The 15,739-nt window shown below is 59.8% G+C and carries 18 protein-coding genes; 12 read left to right on the forward strand and 6 right to left on the reverse strand.

Annotated features, from left to right (window positions below; translation table 11 throughout):
* Positions 1 to 9: 9 nt before the first annotated feature.
* Together ACA049_RS18960 and ACA049_RS18965 are read right to left on the reverse strand one after the other, a co-directional pair.
* Positions 10 to 153, reverse strand: coding sequence for a hypothetical protein (locus ACA049_RS18960; RefSeq protein WP_497298758.1), 144 nt, complete (start codon positions 151 to 153; stop codon positions 10 to 12).
* A 10-nt stretch (positions 154 to 163) separates the two neighbouring features.
* Positions 164 to 952 carry a DeoR/GlpR family DNA-binding transcription regulator gene (locus ACA049_RS18965; protein ID WP_497328842.1) on the reverse strand — a complete coding sequence of 263 codons (789 nt, stop codon included), beginning with the start codon at positions 950 to 952 and terminating at the stop codon, positions 164 to 166.
* 113 nt (positions 953 to 1,065) lie between these two features.
* On the opposite strand from ACA049_RS18965, the gene ACA049_RS18970 reads away from it, so the two are divergent.
* Positions 1,066 to 1,944 carry a serine hydrolase domain-containing protein gene (locus ACA049_RS18970; RefSeq protein ID WP_497328844.1) on the forward strand — a complete coding sequence of 293 codons (879 nt, stop codon included), beginning with the start codon at positions 1,066 to 1,068 and terminating at the stop codon, positions 1,942 to 1,944.
* A 37-nt stretch (positions 1,945 to 1,981) separates the two neighbouring features.
* Here the strand turns inward: ACA049_RS18970 and ACA049_RS18975 are convergent, their stop codons facing one another.
* Positions 1,982 to 2,650 carry an ATPase gene (locus ACA049_RS18975; protein WP_497328846.1) on the reverse strand — a complete coding sequence of 223 codons (669 nt, stop codon included), beginning with the start codon at positions 2,648 to 2,650 and terminating at the stop codon, positions 1,982 to 1,984.
* A gap of 330 nt (positions 2,651 to 2,980) precedes the next feature.
* Between ACA049_RS18975 and ACA049_RS18980 the strand changes: the two genes are divergently transcribed.
* The 5 genes from ACA049_RS18980 (at position 2,981) to ACA049_RS19000 (ending at position 7,781) form a co-directional block, all read left to right on the forward strand.
* Entirely contained in the window at positions 2,981 to 4,657 is a 1,677-nt protein-coding gene (locus ACA049_RS18980) for an MFS transporter (protein WP_497328848.1), read from the forward strand.
* Between the two features lie 116 nt (positions 4,658 to 4,773).
* Positions 4,774 to 5,679: an alpha/beta fold hydrolase gene (locus ACA049_RS18985; RefSeq protein WP_497328850.1), complete on the forward strand. Its 906-nt coding sequence runs from the start codon at positions 4,774 to 4,776 to the stop codon at positions 5,677 to 5,679.
* Positions 5,680 to 5,920: 241 nt separating this feature from the next.
* Complete coding sequence (locus tag ACA049_RS18990; protein WP_497328852.1) at positions 5,921 to 6,346, forward strand: hypothetical protein; 426 nt, start codon at positions 5,921 to 5,923, stop codon at positions 6,344 to 6,346.
* A gap of 189 nt (positions 6,347 to 6,535) precedes the next feature.
* Entirely contained in the window at positions 6,536 to 6,784 is a 249-nt protein-coding gene (locus tag ACA049_RS18995) for a hypothetical protein (protein WP_109629727.1), read from the forward strand.
* Between the two features lie 253 nt (positions 6,785 to 7,037).
* The gene (locus ACA049_RS19000; protein WP_497328854.1) at positions 7,038 to 7,781 is read left to right on the forward strand and encodes a hypothetical protein; all 744 of its coding nucleotides are present in this window, start codon (positions 7,038 to 7,040) and stop codon (positions 7,779 to 7,781) included.
* Positions 7,782 to 7,821: 40 nt separating this feature from the next.
* Here the strand turns inward: ACA049_RS19000 and ACA049_RS19005 are convergent, their stop codons facing one another.
* The gene (locus ACA049_RS19005; RefSeq protein ID WP_497328856.1) at positions 7,822 to 8,628 is read right to left on the reverse strand and encodes a hypothetical protein; all 807 of its coding nucleotides are present in this window, start codon (positions 8,626 to 8,628) and stop codon (positions 7,822 to 7,824) included.
* 191 nt (positions 8,629 to 8,819) lie between these two features.
* The gene (locus ACA049_RS19010; protein ID WP_497328858.1) at positions 8,820 to 9,020 is read right to left on the reverse strand and encodes a YbdD/YjiX family protein; all 201 of its coding nucleotides are present in this window, start codon (positions 9,018 to 9,020) and stop codon (positions 8,820 to 8,822) included.
* Positions 9,021 to 9,339: 319 nt separating this feature from the next.
* Here ACA049_RS19010 and ACA049_RS19015 point away from each other — a divergent pair, with 319 nt between their 5' ends.
* On the forward strand, positions 9,340 to 9,945 hold the full coding sequence (locus ACA049_RS19015; protein WP_109629716.1) for an SCO family protein: 606 nt from the start codon (positions 9,340 to 9,342) through the stop codon (positions 9,943 to 9,945).
* Entirely contained in the window at positions 9,945 to 10,433 is a 489-nt protein-coding gene (locus ACA049_RS19020) for a copper chaperone PCu(A)C (RefSeq protein WP_497328860.1), read from the forward strand. The genes ACA049_RS19015 and ACA049_RS19020 overlap by 1 nt, the downstream gene beginning before the upstream one ends.
* Before the next feature lie 29 nt (positions 10,434 to 10,462).
* Here ACA049_RS19020 and ACA049_RS19025 read toward each other — a convergent pair whose 3' ends face one another.
* Positions 10,463 to 11,446 (reverse strand): GlxA family transcriptional regulator, encoded by a 984-nt coding sequence (locus ACA049_RS19025; protein ID WP_497336908.1) that lies wholly within the window; start codon positions 11,444 to 11,446, stop codon positions 10,463 to 10,465.
* A 271-nt stretch (positions 11,447 to 11,717) separates the two neighbouring features.
* Here ACA049_RS19025 and ACA049_RS19030 point away from each other — a divergent pair, with 271 nt between their 5' ends.
* The 4 genes from ACA049_RS19030 (at position 11,718) to argE (ending at position 15,462) form a co-directional block, all read left to right on the forward strand.
* Complete coding sequence (locus ACA049_RS19030) at positions 11,718 to 13,028, forward strand: flavin-containing monooxygenase (protein ID WP_497328862.1); 1,311 nt, start codon at positions 11,718 to 11,720, stop codon at positions 13,026 to 13,028.
* 24 nt (positions 13,029 to 13,052) lie between these two features.
* Positions 13,053 to 13,469, forward strand: a complete 417-nt coding sequence (locus tag ACA049_RS19035) for a RidA family protein (protein WP_017338215.1) — start codon at positions 13,053 to 13,055, stop codon at positions 13,467 to 13,469.
* Positions 13,470 to 13,636: 167 nt separating this feature from the next.
* Positions 13,637 to 14,314, forward strand: a complete 678-nt coding sequence (locus ACA049_RS19040; RefSeq protein WP_131062270.1) for a DUF1028 domain-containing protein — start codon at positions 13,637 to 13,639, stop codon at positions 14,312 to 14,314.
* Positions 14,311 to 15,462: an acetylornithine deacetylase gene (argE, locus tag ACA049_RS19045; RefSeq protein ID WP_497328864.1), complete on the forward strand. Its 1,152-nt coding sequence runs from the start codon at positions 14,311 to 14,313 to the stop codon at positions 15,460 to 15,462. The genes ACA049_RS19040 and argE overlap by 4 nt, the downstream gene beginning before the upstream one ends.
* Positions 15,463 to 15,739 lie beyond the last annotated feature (277 nt).

The following is a 15,739-nucleotide window of genomic DNA, read 5'->3' on the forward strand; positions in this document are numbered from 1 at the left end:
TTCGATCATTTAAATCATGAAGCCGAATTTTTTATTTTTCAGCGGCGAGTTCAGGATGGCGCCACCTCTGATAATTCGGGCGAAAGCTTCATGAACATCAATTTTGCGTTTGCGTGCTTGATCGTGGTGTCGTTTGCGATTGCGCTGGGGCATGCGTGATCGCTCAGGCGTGCGCTTGCACCACTTCGATTCCCAGCTTGCGATAGTCATCGATGTCGCCCGACGCCACGTGACGCTCGGTAATCAGGGTGTGCAAACGTGAGCACGGCATGACGATGTACGGTTCCACCGCACCCAGTTTGTCCGCCGTGGTGACGGCGATCACTTGAGAGGCACTGTCAAACAGCGCCTGCTTCACGGGCACCTCATCAAAATGCAGCGAGCTGATGCCGACCTCCGGATGAATCGCACACACCCCGGTGAACAGCACGTCCGCCTTGATGCCCTGCAACAAACGCACGGTCTCGTGACCGCTGACCGACATCGTCGCCAGGTTAAGTTGCCCACCCGCCAGAATCACCTTGATGCCCGGGTATTCCGCGAGCGTAATCGCGGTCAACGGCGAGGTGGTGATGGCCGTGATGGAAATAGTCGAAGGCAAGGACCGGGCGATCTGCAGCGTGGTGCTGCCGGAATCGAACATCACGATCTGACCGTCCCGGACGTGTCGCGCGGCGAGTTGTGCGAGGTGCACTTTCACCTCGTCGGTTTCACCCACCCGAGTGAGGAAATCCTTGCCCGTGTCTTTGGGTCGCGGCAGCGCGCCACCGTGTACGCGTTGCACCAGGTCGGCATTGTGCAGCTCCGACAGGTCGCGGCGAATGGTGTCTTCCGACACAGCGAAATGCTGGCTCAACTCCGAGGCCATGACCTTGCCGTCGCGCTCAAGAATCAGAAGGATTTTTTGCCGGCGCACGGAAGGCAGCTCGGTGGCTGAATGCTGATCTTGCATGTTTATGCCTGAGTTTGCGTGTTTGTGCGAGATTAGCCAAAGCGCTGCGCAAACACAATCACGGTTTTGTTTTCTGGCAAACTCCCTCGGCGCCTCTCCAGAGCAGTCTCTCCATGCATTTCGCCCTTGTCTCAAACGGCTCACTCCTCACGCCTGAACAGCCCGATGTAACCGTGCCGTGGTGGAGTTTCACCAAGACAGTTCTCGCCGCCGCGGCGCTGTCGCTGGTGCGTGACGGATTGATCGGTCTGGATGATGTTGTGCCTGAAGGCCCATTCACGTTGGGTCAACTTTTGCGACATGAAGCGGGGTTGGCGGATTACGGTGAGCTCGCCGACTACCACGCCGCGGTGGCGCGCCATGAGACACCTTGGTCAGCCGCCGAAATGCTGCAACGGCTGGATGCCACCCGGTTGCGCTACGTACCGGGAGACGGCTGGCGATATTCGAACGTTGGCTACCTGCACATCGCCAGACTGATTGAGCGCGTAACAGGCCTCGCGCTTGAGGAAGCCCTGACGCAACGCGTGTTTTCTCCCCTCGGTTTATCGCGGGTACGCCTAGCAACGACGCGAGCTGATCTGGAAGGCGTGGACATGGGAACGGCCCCGAGTTACGACCCGGGCTGGGTCTATCACGGTTTGCTGGTTGGTCCGCTTGCAGAAGCGGCCCTGTGCCTGGACCGTTTACTGAATGGAAATCTGTTGCCGCCCCCCCTGCTGCGGGAGATGCAAACCGTACGCACGCTGGGCGGGCCGATAGCCGGACGTCCCTGGGTTGCTCCGGGTTACGGCCTTGGTTTGATGCAGGGCACTGTAAAGGGTGGGCTCACTTTGAGCGGTCACACGGGAGCTGGACCGGGCAGCGTCATTGCGGTCTACCGTTGCGTTGATGGCAATCGTTCGGCGAGTTGCGCGGTGTTTCATGAAGGTAGCGAGGAAGGCGCTGTGGAGGCCGAGGTTGTGCGCCATCTGAGCGTAGCGCTTAAATAAAACGGCGAATCATCTGGCTGCCCTCCGATGGGTTACGTCAGTAGCTGGCGACTTGCGCCCCACTACCCGACGTCACCAACGCCTTCAACGACGCATCAAACTGCTTCAGCGCATTCACCTGCACCACGTTTTGCTGGTCAATCTGCGCGGCGATTTCCGGGGCGGCTTTGCCGTGCACCCACACCGAAGGCATCTGCTGTTCACGTGAGCCTTCGGCCTTGCCGATGTATTGCAGGTTCGAGTCGTAGAACTTGGCCAGGAAACGCGCTTCGACCTGGTTGTTGCGCTTGGACACCAGACGGCTGTAGGTGTCCAGCATCACCACCACATCGGGATGGGCTTGCACCACGGCGTCGAGGTTGTCGTAGACGGTCACCGAAGCGAATTGTTTTTGCAGCGAGCCCATCAGCCAGGTGATCGCCCGTTTTGGATCGGAGCTGTTGACAAAGGCGTTGCTGATGCGCGAATCCAGCGCCGGATTCTTCGCGCCGTTCAGTGCGACAGAATGGTACTGCTCAAGGTATTCGAGGGTGTTGAGGGTGTTTTCGCTGTAGAGCACGCCCACCGATTGAGTGTGCTGCAAGCTGGCGGGGCTGTCGGCCATCGGCAGGAAATGGCAGGACGGGTCAGCCGCGTAGGCCGGGACGGTGGCGGCAACACTGCCGGTCAATACGGCGACAAGGGCGAGCAAGGTAGAGATTCTCATCGCGCAGGTTCCTTCAGAGGCGACTTTGGTATGACGCTATCCTCCTCTCATGACAGAAAAACGGAACTTGCCTTCCTTGATGGTGATTATTGATTAAACGAATGGTTGCGAACTGAGCCCTGCGCCGTGATCCAGCAGTTGAACGTGATGGCGAGTGGATATCTGCGCGAAGCCGATTATGCTTCAGGAAACCTTGCAGCGATGCGAGGCCGTCAACCTGTGTGCATGCTTCGCGCAATCCGTAATCTGACGACATCAGCCCAAGGGCCTGGGTGCGGCAAAGAGGTAATGAGGTACTCCGGCCTATAACAAGAACGACGGAGAAGACTCATGGCCGCAATCGACAACACTTCCACGGGCAGCGCGCCCCACCACGGCATCACCAAGGAGGAGCGCAAGGTCATCTTCGCCTCGTCCCTGGGCACCGTGTTCGAGTGGTACGACTTTTACCTTTACGGTTCCCTGGCCGCGATCATCGCCAAGCACTTCTTCGCCGGCGTCAATGAGACAACGTCCTTCATCTTCGCGCTGCTCGCGTTCGCCGCGGGCTTCGCGGTACGGCCCTTCGGCGCCATCGTGTTCGGCCGGCTGGGCGACATGATCGGGCGCAAGCACACCTTCCTCATCACCATTGTGATCATGGGTATCTCCACGGCCATCGTGGGCTTTTTGCCCGGCTACGCGACCATCGGCGTGGCGGCGCCGATCATCCTGATCACCTTGCGCCTGTTGCAAGGCCTGGCGCTGGGTGGCGAGTACGGCGGCGCGGCGACCTACGTTGCCGAGCATGCGCCGAAAGGCAAACGCGGTTATTTCACCTCGTGGATTCAAACCACCGCGACCCTTGGGCTGTTCCTTTCGCTGCTGGTGATCCTCGCCTGCCGCACCGCCCTCGGCACCGAAGCCTTCGAGGCCTGGGGCTGGCGGATTCCGTTCCTGTTGTCGATCCTGCTGCTGATTGTCTCGGTGTACATCCGCTTGCAACTCAGCGAGTCGCCGGTGTTCCTGAAAATGAAGGCTGAGGGCAAGTCCTCCAAGGCGCCGCTGACCGAATCCTTCGCCCGCTGGGACAACTTGAAAATCGTCATCATGGCCCTGCTCGGCGGCACCGCCGGCCAAGCCGTCGTCTGGTACACCGGGCAGTTCTATGCGCTGTTCTTCCTTTTGCAAACGCTGAAGATCGACGCACAGACCGCCAACCTGCTGATCGCCGGCTCGCTGCTGATCGGCACGCCTTTCTTCGTCATCTTCGGCAGCCTGTCTGATCGTATCGGCCGCAAGGGCATCATCATGGCCGGCTGCATTCTGGCGGCGGCGACCTACTTCCCGATCTTCCATGCGCTGACCCAATACGGAAACCCCGACGTGTTCATCGCGCAGGAGAAGAACCCGGTCACGGTGGTCGCCGATCCCGATCAGTGCTCGTTCCAGTTCGACCCGGTGGGCAAGGCCAAATTCACCAGTTCCTGCGACCTCGCCAAGACGGTGCTGGCGAAACGGGCCATCCCCTACAAAAACGTGGAGGCCGAACCGGGCACCGTCGCGCAAGTGCGCATCGGCGACAAGGTGATCCAGAGCTTTGAGGGCACCGGCATGCCGGCCGCCGACTTCAAGGCCAAGAACGACGCCTTCGTCGCTACCCTCGGCACCTCGCTCAAGGAGGCCGGTTACCCCGAAAAAGCCGACCCGGCCAAGACCAATTACCCCATGGTGTTGCTGCTGCTGACCATCCTCGTGATCTACGTGACCATGGTCTACGGCCCGATCGCCGCCTGGCTGGTGGAACTGTTCCCGGCGCGCATCCGCTACACCTCGATGTCGCTGCCTTACCACATAGGCAACGGCTGGTTTGGCGGCTTCCTGCCGACGGTGGCATTCGCCATGGTCGCGGCCACGGGTGATATCTACTACGGTCTCTGGTACCCGATCGTCATAGCGGTGATGACGGCTGTTCTGGGCATATTCTTCATGCCGGAAACCAAGGACCGGGAAATTCATCACACCTGAGCCTGGCACCTGCCCTCTCGTGCGAGCGAGAGGGCACTTCTGCTTCGGATCAAACGGTCTACGCTCATCCACATTGCTTCGGGATTCCTGCCCCGAACGTTGATGGGGGCACCGTGATGATCCGTATCCTGTTGAGCGCGTTTTTGCTTGCACTGAGTATTCCGGCCCATGCCGGAGTGGCGCCCTTTCCTGCCGGTTTTCGTGTTCAGGACATCCCGGTCGAAGGCGCGACAATTCATGTGCGCGTCGGCGGCAAAGGCCCCGCCGTGGTGATGCTCCACGGTTTTGGCGACACCGGAGACATGTGGGCGCCACTGGCTGCCGATCTGGCCAAGGACCACACCGTCGTGGTGCCCGACCTTCGTGGCATGGGCTTGTCGTCGATCCCGGACGGTGGCTACGACAAGAAGACCCAGGCGGGCGACATTCGTGGCGTGCTGGCAGCGTTGAAGATCGAACACGCGGTGGTCATCGGCCACGACATCGGCACCATGGTCGCCTTCGCCTACGCCTCGCGTTATCCGCAGCTGACGGATCGCCTGGTGGTGATGGATGCGCCCGTGCCGGGCATTCCGCCCTGGAACGAGATTGTTCGCTCACCGATGCTCTGGCACTTTGACTTCGGCGGACCGGATGCCGAACGGCTGGTTGCCGGCCGAGAGCGCATCTACCTCGACCGCTTCTGGAACGAGTTCGCCGGCGACCCGACCAAGGTCGATGAAGCGACCCGCCAGCACTACGCCAAACTCTACGCCCGCCCCGGCGCCATGCACGCCGCCTTCGCCCAGTTCCGCAGCATTCGTCAGGACGCGGTGGACAATGAGGCGTCGAACAAGACGCGGCTGACGATGCCAGTGCTGGCCGTCGGCGGGGAGAAATCCTTCGGCAACAACGAAGCCATCGTGATGCGCAACGCCGCAGACAATGTGACGGAAGTGGTGATCCCGGGGGCGGGGCACTGGCTGATGGAAGAAGCGCCGACGCAGACGATTCAGGCGATTCGCGGGTTTATTGCGCAGTGATCCCGGTTATTTGAGCCGCGACTCGTAAGATCAAAAGATCGCAGCCTCGTTTCACTCGACAGCTCCTACAAGGGATCGCGTAATCCTGTAGGAGCTGTCGAGTGAAACGAGGCTGCGATCTTTATTGCTTCACTGCCAGCACTTCACAAAACGAATTGAACCCCGCGCCTCTTCACGTTTTCGAACCCCTATAAGCGCCGATCTTTTGATCATGAGCAGCGCCATTGGAGAGGTAATCCCGATGAACCGTAGACTGCTGTTTTTGCTCGCCAGCCTGAGCCCCTCGCTGGTGTTCGCTGAAGGCTGTGACGTCCTGACCCGATCCCAAAGCCCTTCCGTCCCTGTGGTCGAGTCCCATAGCTGCTATGAGTACGAAGGCATGCCGGTGAACGCCATCGATTGGTCATGCAGCAATGAAAGCAAGGAAATGCTCACCAGCACCAAGAAAAAAGTCGAACAGTGCGACGATCATTACCAGGCCACCTGCATCGCGACCTTGACGCAAGAGTCGCTGGCCAACCCTCACTCCACCAGCAAGGACAAGAACAGCAAGTCGCTGAACATTCCCGACAATGCTCAGGTCACCACGTATTACTACGGCGCGGAACACTTGAACCAATCGAAGCTCGATTGCGAGTCGGGCGGTGGGCACTGGAAAGCGAAGTGATGTCGCTGGCTGATACGTAGCCGTTACATCGCGCTTTTTGCTGTATCCGCGCTGTTACCTTACCGACCGTGTTGTCACTTCTGCGGTGCCCGGCGGGCCAATAAAGTATTGGCTTCGGCGTGTTGGCAGAGTCGAGAACGTTTCGCCCCTGCTGTCCGCCGATCCCCCCATCACGGAAGAGGTGACACCATGAGTTTCGTAACCGTTGAAAAGAACCAGAGCAGCGCCCCGTCGGAAGCCGATATGAAAAAGGCCATGACCGACTCTGGCGGCAAACCCGGGGAAGTCACAGGGACCAACGCGGCCCGGAAGCTGACCTACACCGGCACGGTCAATCACACCGTGTACGAGAACAAGCTGATCGAGATTGCCAAGGGCAAACGAACCAGCTGGAACTTCGTCTGGGCCGACGCGAAGGTGAGTAGCCCGGCGGCATGAAGCCACGGTGGGGCGGTCGCACGGCTGCCCCGCTGTTTCAATCACAGATCCCCTTGATACAACCCGGTTACGCAGGTTGTTACCTCGCTGGTTCAATCGCCCTCCCCGCTGTAACGCCAAGACACTTCGCCGCCCTGAATCCTGCGCCTACTGTGAAACCGTCAATGTGTTTAGAGGGTGCGGCCCGATCACTTGTCGGATTCGCTGCCCGCTGCCCATTGATTGCCTAACACAACCAAGGAAGAGGAAAGCCATGAGTAAGTCGAGCGCTGTAAGCAATCAAGCTCTGCAACTTCACAATGATGTGCAAGAGGCCTTCAAGTCATTCCAAAGTCTCGCCCCAACGAGCCTGAAAACGTCGGACTACAGCAAGGTGCTGACGTCGACCCTGGCGGCCACGCAAAAATCGGTCACGATCGAGATCGCACCCGATGACCTGACCCTGCTCAAGCAGTCAGGCTACAAGCTGTGCTTTGCCAAGAAAGTCGGTAACGAAGCCTATAACGTTGTCTGGCAGTCTTATGACAAATACCTGAGCAACAACGGCTTCAGCTGGACCCCGCAATACCAGCTATTCGGGTCCAATACTTTTCAGGCTGACGTGACGGTGAAGGTCTCGACCAACATCGTCACGATCGGTCTGGGACAACAATCGGAACTCAGCCCGGAAGGCTTGCTGGGCCCGGCGGTAACCGGTGGCCCTGCCATTTCCATCACCCTGGATAACGAATACGGCCCGATCCACCCCGGCATCAACCAGTTGTCGGTCGGCATCGACGGCAAGCAAGTCAGCACCCCGATCTACGTCGCCACGAACCAGGTAGTCACCGGCAGTACCGTTCTGACCCCGGTCGAGACCATTCTCGTGTGGTTCGAGCAGAACGTGCAGACCAGCACCATGTTCAGCACTTCGCGGTCCAAGGCCATCGAAATCGACCTGACCGTCGTTAACGATGCAACCCGCCTCTACGAAGACGGTGCATGGAAAACCGTGTAATCGTCGCATCGAGGGGCAACCTCGCGGTTGCCCCTTCTACTCAGCAAGCATCACCGCCGCCCCGGGCGAAATAGCCCGTCAACGACCGACAGATCGACTCCGCCAGATCTTCCTGGGTCGCGATGCCGTAAGGTCGATTGCGATCAAACTGCTCGGACCAGCGGATGCGTCCCTGAGCGACATCAATCAGGCGCACCGACGCCCGGACACGGCTCGGTTCCACCCGCACGCTGCCCTCGAGTGAATAGTTGCCACGCCCGGCCCGCACAACGTCCAGTGCCTTGACGCTGTTGCGCGGCACCTTCATCAGCACATGGTTACCATTGCTTTGCGTCTGCTCGAACGACTCGAACAGCCGGCAACTCAGCTCTTCGCACAAGCCACGGGTGAAGTCATCGCCGTCGCGGGTGATGCAGGTAAACGGCTGAATCTGCAGGACAGGATGGCGAGTCGCGATGCTTTTGGGCCTGAGCCGCTGGTAAGCCAGTCGATAACAACCGGCGGGTATGCTCAGGCGGACCGGGTCTTGCTGCCCCAGGGTGGCGTAGTGTGTCGCGAGCTTGCGCCGTAACCGGCCCACCTGCACGCGCACCACCGGATCATCGCCCGTGCAGTAAACCGCCGGGTCACGGCGAAATACCGCAATGCCGATGGCGTGTTCGGTGAGCGGTGTGTTGGAAAATTGAAGATCGTGATCGACCAGGAAACGCAGCAAACTGCCCATGCGCCTGGACTTGGCAAACACCGGACTGGCCAGCAATAACGCCAGCACCCGTTCCATCTCTTCACGATCGAGTGGCTCGGGAACACCCTCGGCACTCGAATGGCCTACGTGCTTGATCACCATTGCCTGCCTCCGTGCAGGTTACCGACAATCGTTCGCCACCTCTGTTGAAGTGGATATTGATACTGAAGTCGTACTCCATGGCTACGCGCAGCGCCCAATTACGCAAAGGCTCGGACGCTGCAACGTCGAAGCTTAGCAGCCGTTACGCAATGGCGAAGAGTTTGTGGTGATAACGATGTTCCCAGCGGTTTTCAGCAGCAACGCGTGGTGCATTGCTTGCCGCCGTAACGGGCTTCCTGGCGCTCACGAAGAAACGCCGAATGGCTCATCACCGGCTCTTCCGGGTGTTTGAGCGCCATCTGCACGACGTAGTTGTCGTAATCAGGAACGCCGACCATCAAACGCGCGCTCTGGCTGAGGAAGCGGGTGGCTTGCTGCAGTTTACGGAACATGGCAACGCTCTCATTGTGAGGGGGACGGGGCCATGAAAGCGCACTTATGTATCTGGAATGTGTCCGCGCGACAATGTGTCCAATACCCGCCATCAACCGCAACGCATAACCTGTAGCAGGGGATCGCGGTATGGTTTAGTCAGTGGTCGGCGCGTTTCTGCTGATCCGTAGTTTTCTGCAGCTTCTGCACCTGTACCAAACCCGCCCCTCGTCCAACAATGCGCGACGCACGGCCACAGTTTGCTAATATCCACGCGTTTTTTTCGTCTGACTCATCAGGCGCTGCAGATTTCACGTCGCAACACAGGAATGTTTTTCCATGAGTACGTTGTTTACCCGTCGCACGGTTCTGCGCGGTATGGGCTTGTTGGGTCTCGGCCTGCTCGCCGGCTGCGATGACAGCCCCAAGCTGTCGTTCAAGTACGGCAAAGACCTCAGCGACAAGATCATGGGACGTACCTTCAAGCTCAAAGACGCCCAGGGCGAAACGAAGATGCTCACCAGCTATCGCGGCCTGATGCCGATGGTGTTCTTCGGTTTCACCCAATGCCCGGCGGTCTGCCCCACGACCCTGGCCCGCGCGGCACAAGCCAAGAAACTGATGGGCCGCGACGGCGAGAAGCTGCAGGTGATCTTCATCACCCTCGACCCCGAACGCGACACCCCGCAAATGCTCGACGCTTACGTCAAATCGTTCGACCCGAGTTTCGAGGCGCTGCACGGCACGCTGGAAGAAACCGCCGCCACCGCCAAAGAGTTCGGCGTGTTCTTCGAAAAGATCCCCAGCGGCTCGACCTACACCCTCTCCCACACCGCGACCAGCTACGTCTTCGACTCCAGGGGCAACTTGCGCCTGGGGCTGTCCGCGTCCCTCACGGCTAAAGAGTGCGCAGAAGACCTGCTCACCGTCATGGAAGTCTGCTAATGAATTCGATCCACGCAAACACCGCTTTCTCGCGCCGCGTCCAACAACTGGTCCTGGGCTGCGCCCTGATCGGCATGGCCTGGCAGGTATCGGCGCAAACCCGAGTGGACGACGCCTGGGTCCGCGCGACCGTTGCCGGCCAGCCATCCACCGGCGCGTTCATGACCCTGCAAGCCGACAGCGACAGCAAGTTGCTCAGCGTGCAGTCGCCTGTCGCTAAAATCGTGCAAATTCACCAATCAAGCATGAAAGACGATGTGATGAGCATGAGTCAGGTCGAGTCCGTCGAGTTGCCGGCCGGCAAACCAGTGAGTTTTGATCCCCACGGTTACCACGTGATGCTGATGGACCTGACGGCGCAGGTGAAGGCAGGCGATAAAGTCCCGCTGATCCTGACTGTGGAAAATGCCAAGGGCGAGAAAGAGACCATTCAGGTGGACGCTGAGGCCCGGGCACTGGGCATGGCTGATCACAGCAAGATGCATTAACCGTCGGGATTTCTTTGGGCGAGCGACTCTTACTTGACGAGTCGCTTCTCCTTGGAAGGCCGGTAGCCGAAATACGAGCTGTAACACTTGCTGAAATGGCTTGGCGACACAAAGCCACACGCCACCAGCACGTCCACCTGGGACAGCTCCGTATGCTGGAGCAGCCGCCGCGCTTCGGTAATCCGCAGTTCCATGTAATACCGTTGCGGCGTGGTACCCAGTTGCTCCTTGAACAAGCGCTCGAGTTGTCGCCGTGAGCGGCCGGCGTAAACCGCCAGTTGCTCCAGCTCCAAAGGCTCTTCAAGGTTGGCGTCCATCAGCTTCACCACCTCGCGCAACGGCGCGCTCACACACACATTTTCCGTCGGCTTGATGCGTCGGTAACGAGACTCCTCGAACGCCAGAATATCCTCGATCCCTTCGACCAACGCTTTGCCGTAAAGCCCTTTGATCCAGTCCAGCGCCATGTGAAAGGCCCCGGAAGGACTCGACGCCGTCAGCCGGTCCCGATCAATGATGTAAGGCTCACTGCTGACCTGCGTCGCCTTGCAGAAATCCGCCAGCGCCGGGCGATGCTCCGGGTGAATCGCACACCGATAACCGTCCAGCAAACCGGCCTTCCCCAAAAACCATGCACCGTTCCACAGTCCGGCCAGGCTGACACCCTGATCCGATGCCGTGCGCAACAGGCTGATCAAGCCTTCGCTGGCCTTGAGTTCTGTCCGGTAGCCGCCGCAAATCACCAGCAGGTCCAGTGCTTTGACCGCCGAGCAATCGATACGGGCATCGGGCCGAATGACCAGGCCCAGATCGCTGACGACCTCGCCGTCGTTCAAACCGAAGGTGCGCGAAGAAAACGACTCTGGCCGCAGCAGATTGGCGGTGACAACCGTGTCCAGCGCCTGGGTGAACGCGGGCAGCGAGAAGTGTTCGAGCAGCAGGAATCCTGCGCGGACCGTTTGCTGGGGCCCATCGGGGTGTTCATTCAGATAGCGAAGGTTTTTGCCCTTCATGCCTCCGCTGAATTGGCGTCGTTCGATCAATGCTCGCCCCACTCCATTACGTTACCGAACCGGTTGTCTGGTGCCTTGATAAGGCGCCATCTTACCCCGCAACGTCGCTACGGCGTACGCTCGATAGAGCACAAGCAAACCCGCTGCCTCAGTTATTTATACTCAAATGCCAGCTTAATAATATTTTACCGATACCAGGGTCATCCCTAGTCTTGAGCCCAAGAAATGGCAGGTCGTTCGCGACCGAACTCCAACTTCGAAGGGTATTGAGATGACCACTGAAAAAATAAAAACAGATACGCTGATTGTTGGCGCCGGTCAGGCTGGCGTGGCCATGAGTGAACACTTGAGCAAACTCGGCGTGCCGCACCTGGTGCTGGAACGCAGCCGTATTGCCGAACGCTGGCGCACCGGGCGCTGGGATTCGCTGGTCGCGAATGGTCCGGCGTGGCACGACCGCTTTCCCGGTCTCGATTTTGACGACCTCAGTCCCGACGAATTTGCCCCGAAAGAACGCGTCGCCGATTACTTCGAAGCCTACGCCAGGAAATTCAACGCGCCGATCCGCACCGGCGTCGATGTGCTGAAAGTCGAGCGCAATGTCGGTCGCCCGGGCTTCACCATTGAAACCTCCGAAGGCGTGATCGAAGCCAACCGCGTGGTGGCGGCCACCGGGCCTTTCCAGCGTCCGGTCATCCCGCCGATTGCGCCGCAAGATCAGCCGTTCATGCAGATCCACTCCGCCGACTACCGCAACCCGGCGCAACTGCCTGAAGGCGCGGTGCTGGTGGTCGGCGCAGGTTCGTCCGGCGTACAGATCGCCGACGAATTGCAGCGTGCCGGCAAGAAGGTCTACCTCTCGGTCGGCGCCCACGACCGCCCGCCTCGCGCCTATCGCAACCGAGATTTCTGCTGGTGGCTGGGTGTGCTGGGCGAGTGGGATCAGGCGGCGATGAAACCGGGTCGGGAGCACGTGACCATCGCGGTCAGCGGCGCCCATGGTGGCCGTACGGTGGACTTCCGTGGATTGGCTCATCGCGGGATGACGCTGGTGGGTTTGACTCAATCGTTCAACGGTGGCGTGGCGACGTTCCAGCCGAACCTGGCCGACAATCTGGCCCGTGGCGACGAGAACTACCTGGCGCTGCTGAATGCCGCCGATGCCTATATCGAACGCAATGGCCTGGACCTGCCGGAAGAACCTGAAGCGCGCCACGTGTTCCCGGATCCGGAGTGCGTGACCCATCCGATTCTCGAGCTCGACCTGGTCAAGGCCGGCGTCACCTCGATCATCTGGGCCACCGGTTTTGCCACGGATTACAGCTGGCTCAAGGTCGACGCCTTCGACGACAACGGCAAGCCGCAGCATCAGCGCGGTGTGTCGAGCGAGGCTGGTGTGTATTTCCTCGGCCTGCCGTGGCAGTCGCGGCGCGGGTCTTCGTTCATCTGGGGTGTCTGGCACGACGCCAAGTACGTGGCGGATCACATCGCCATCCAGCGCTCTTATCTCGACTACCACGATGCGGCGCAACGCGAGGCTGAACAGGCCCCGGTCGCCCATAAAACCACGGTCAGTGCCTAAGCCTTTTTTTGTCAGGAGCTAAACATGTCCACACCAACCCATACCCGTATTCGCATGTTCAACACCAAGGAAACCTACCCGAACCAGAGCCTGGACAACGACCTGTGCCAGGCAGTTCGGGCCGGCAATACCGTATATGTTCGCGGCCAGGTCGGGACTGATTTCGAGGGCAGACTGGTGGGTCTCGGTGACCCGCGTGCCCAGGCCGAGCAAGCCATGCGCAACGTCAAGCAGTTGCTGGAAGAGGCTGGCAGCGACCTGAGCCACATCGTGAAAACCACGACTTATTTGATTGATCCGCGGTATCGCGAGCCGGTGTATCAGGAAGTCGGGAAGTGGTTGAAAGGCGTGTTTCCGATCTCGACCGGATTGGTTGTTTCGGCGCTCGGGCAGCCGCAGTGGTTGATGGAGATTGATGTGATTGCGGTGATTCCCGAGTAAGCAGGTTCACCGAGTCGCGGCCTTCGCGAGCAAGCCCGCTCCCACAGGGGATCTCTAGCGAACAGACCATTTGTGAGCGATACCGATCCAAATGTGGGAGCGGGCTTGCTCGCGAAGGCGCCAGTGCAGACACCACCTTCTCCAAGGCAAACCAAGGAGCAAAACCCATGACCTTCTCCATCACCGCCCGTTGCCCCGAAACCGGTCAGTTCGGCATCGCGATCAGTTCCTCCAGCATCGCCGTCGGCGCCCGTTGCCCGTGGCTGCTGCCGGGTGTCGGCGCCGTCTCGACGCAAAACATCACCCTGCCATCGTTAGGCCCGGAAGTCCTCGCCCTCATGGAACAAGGCCTCGCCCCGGCCGAGGCGCTGGACAAGGTGTTGACCCGCAACGGCTACAGCCAATACCGCCAGATCACCGCCATCGACCACCTCGGCCAGACCGCGCATTTCAGCGGCGCGCAAACCCTTGGCAACCACAACGCGGTGTCGGGTGAACAATGCGTCGCCGCCGGCAACATGCTCGCGGATCGTGCGGTAATCGAGGCCATGGTCGAAGCGTTCGAACACGGTGAAGGTCAACTCGCCGACCGCTTGCTCGCCGCGATGAAAGCCGCCATCGCCGCCGGTGGCGAAGCCGGGCCGGTGCATTCGGCGGCGATGGTGGTGGTCGGCGAACTGACCTGGCCGATCATCAACCTGCGGGTGGATTGGGCCGATGAAAACCCGATTGGCCAGTTGGAAAAACTCTGGGACGCCTACCGCCCACAAGTTCAGGACTACATCGACCGCGCCCTCGCCCCCGACAAATCCCCTGGCTACGGCGTCGCCGGAGACGACCGATGAGCAGCAGCCGCGATTTGCTGGAAACCCTAGTGGCGTTCGACACCACCAGCCGCGAATCGAACCTGCACCTGATCGAGTTCGTCCGCGACTACCTCGCGGGTTTCGATGTGCCTTGCGAACTCATCTACAACGAGCCGCGCAGCAAGGCCAATCTGTTCGCGACCATTGGCCCTGCGGATCGGCCGGGCATCGTGCTGTCAGGGCACACCGACGTGGTGCCCGTCGACGGCCAGCCGTGGACGGTTGCGCCGTTTGAACTCACCGAGCGCGACGGCAAGTTGTACGGTCGCGGCACGGCGGACATGAAGGGCTACATCGCTTGCGTGCTGGCCCTGGTGCCGTCGTTGGTGAAGGCTACGCTGCGAATGCCAGTGCACATCGCGCTTTCGTACGATGAAGAAGTCGGCTGCCTCGGCGTGCGCTCGTTGCTGGCGGAACTGGAACAACGGCCGGTCAAACCGATGCTCTGCATCATTGGTGAACCGACCGAACTGAAACCGGTGCTCGGACACAAAGGCAAACTGGCGATGCGCTGTGATATTCACGGCGAAGCGTGCCATTCGGCGTATGCACCGCTTGGGGTCAATGCCATCGAATATGCCGCTGAGCTGATTGGTGAACTGGGGCGGATCGGCAACCGACTCAAAGCGCCCGAGCATCACGATACCCGTTTTGATCCGCCCTTTAGCACCGTGCAAACCGGGGTGATTTCCGGGGGCAAAGCGTTGAACATCGTCCCCGCCGATTGCCGTTTCGACTTCGAGATCCGCGCGCTGCCCTCGCATGATCCGAGTGAAGTTGCGCAGGCGCTGAAGACCTACGCCGAGCAGCAGGTTTTACCGCGTATGCGTGCCGTGAGTGAACAGAGTGAGATTCGATTTAGCCAGTTGTCGGCATACCCTGGACTGGCCACCGATGCGCACAGCGAAGCGGCCGAGTTGATCGCCATGTTTTGCGGCTCCCGGGAGTTCGGCACCGTGGCATTCGGCACCGAGGGCGGCCTGTTCGACGCCGCCGGAATCCCCACCGTCGTCTGCGGCCCCGGCAGCATGGACCAGGGCCACAAACCCGACGAATTCGTCAGCCTCGAACAACTCACCGCGTGCGACGCCATGCTGCAACGGATGCTGCTATCGATCACTGAATAACAAAGATTTCAAACACCCTAAAACCCCTGTGGGAGCGGGCTTGCTCGCGAAGGCGGAGTGTCAGTCGACAATGATGTTGCCTGACACTCCGCCTTCGCGAGCAAGCCCGCTCCCACAGGTTTTTCGGCTGTCCAGCGACATACATTTTTTAACGTCTATACCCACAATCTTACTAATTTATCTATCCGCCCCCACCGCACATCATCCACTCCAACAAGAAAAGCGTCGCCCCCGTGCAGCGCTCACCGAAGTACGTCCACGTACTCAAATTGCCTTG

Source organism: Pseudomonas sp. LBUM1662, from assembly GCF_059695915.1.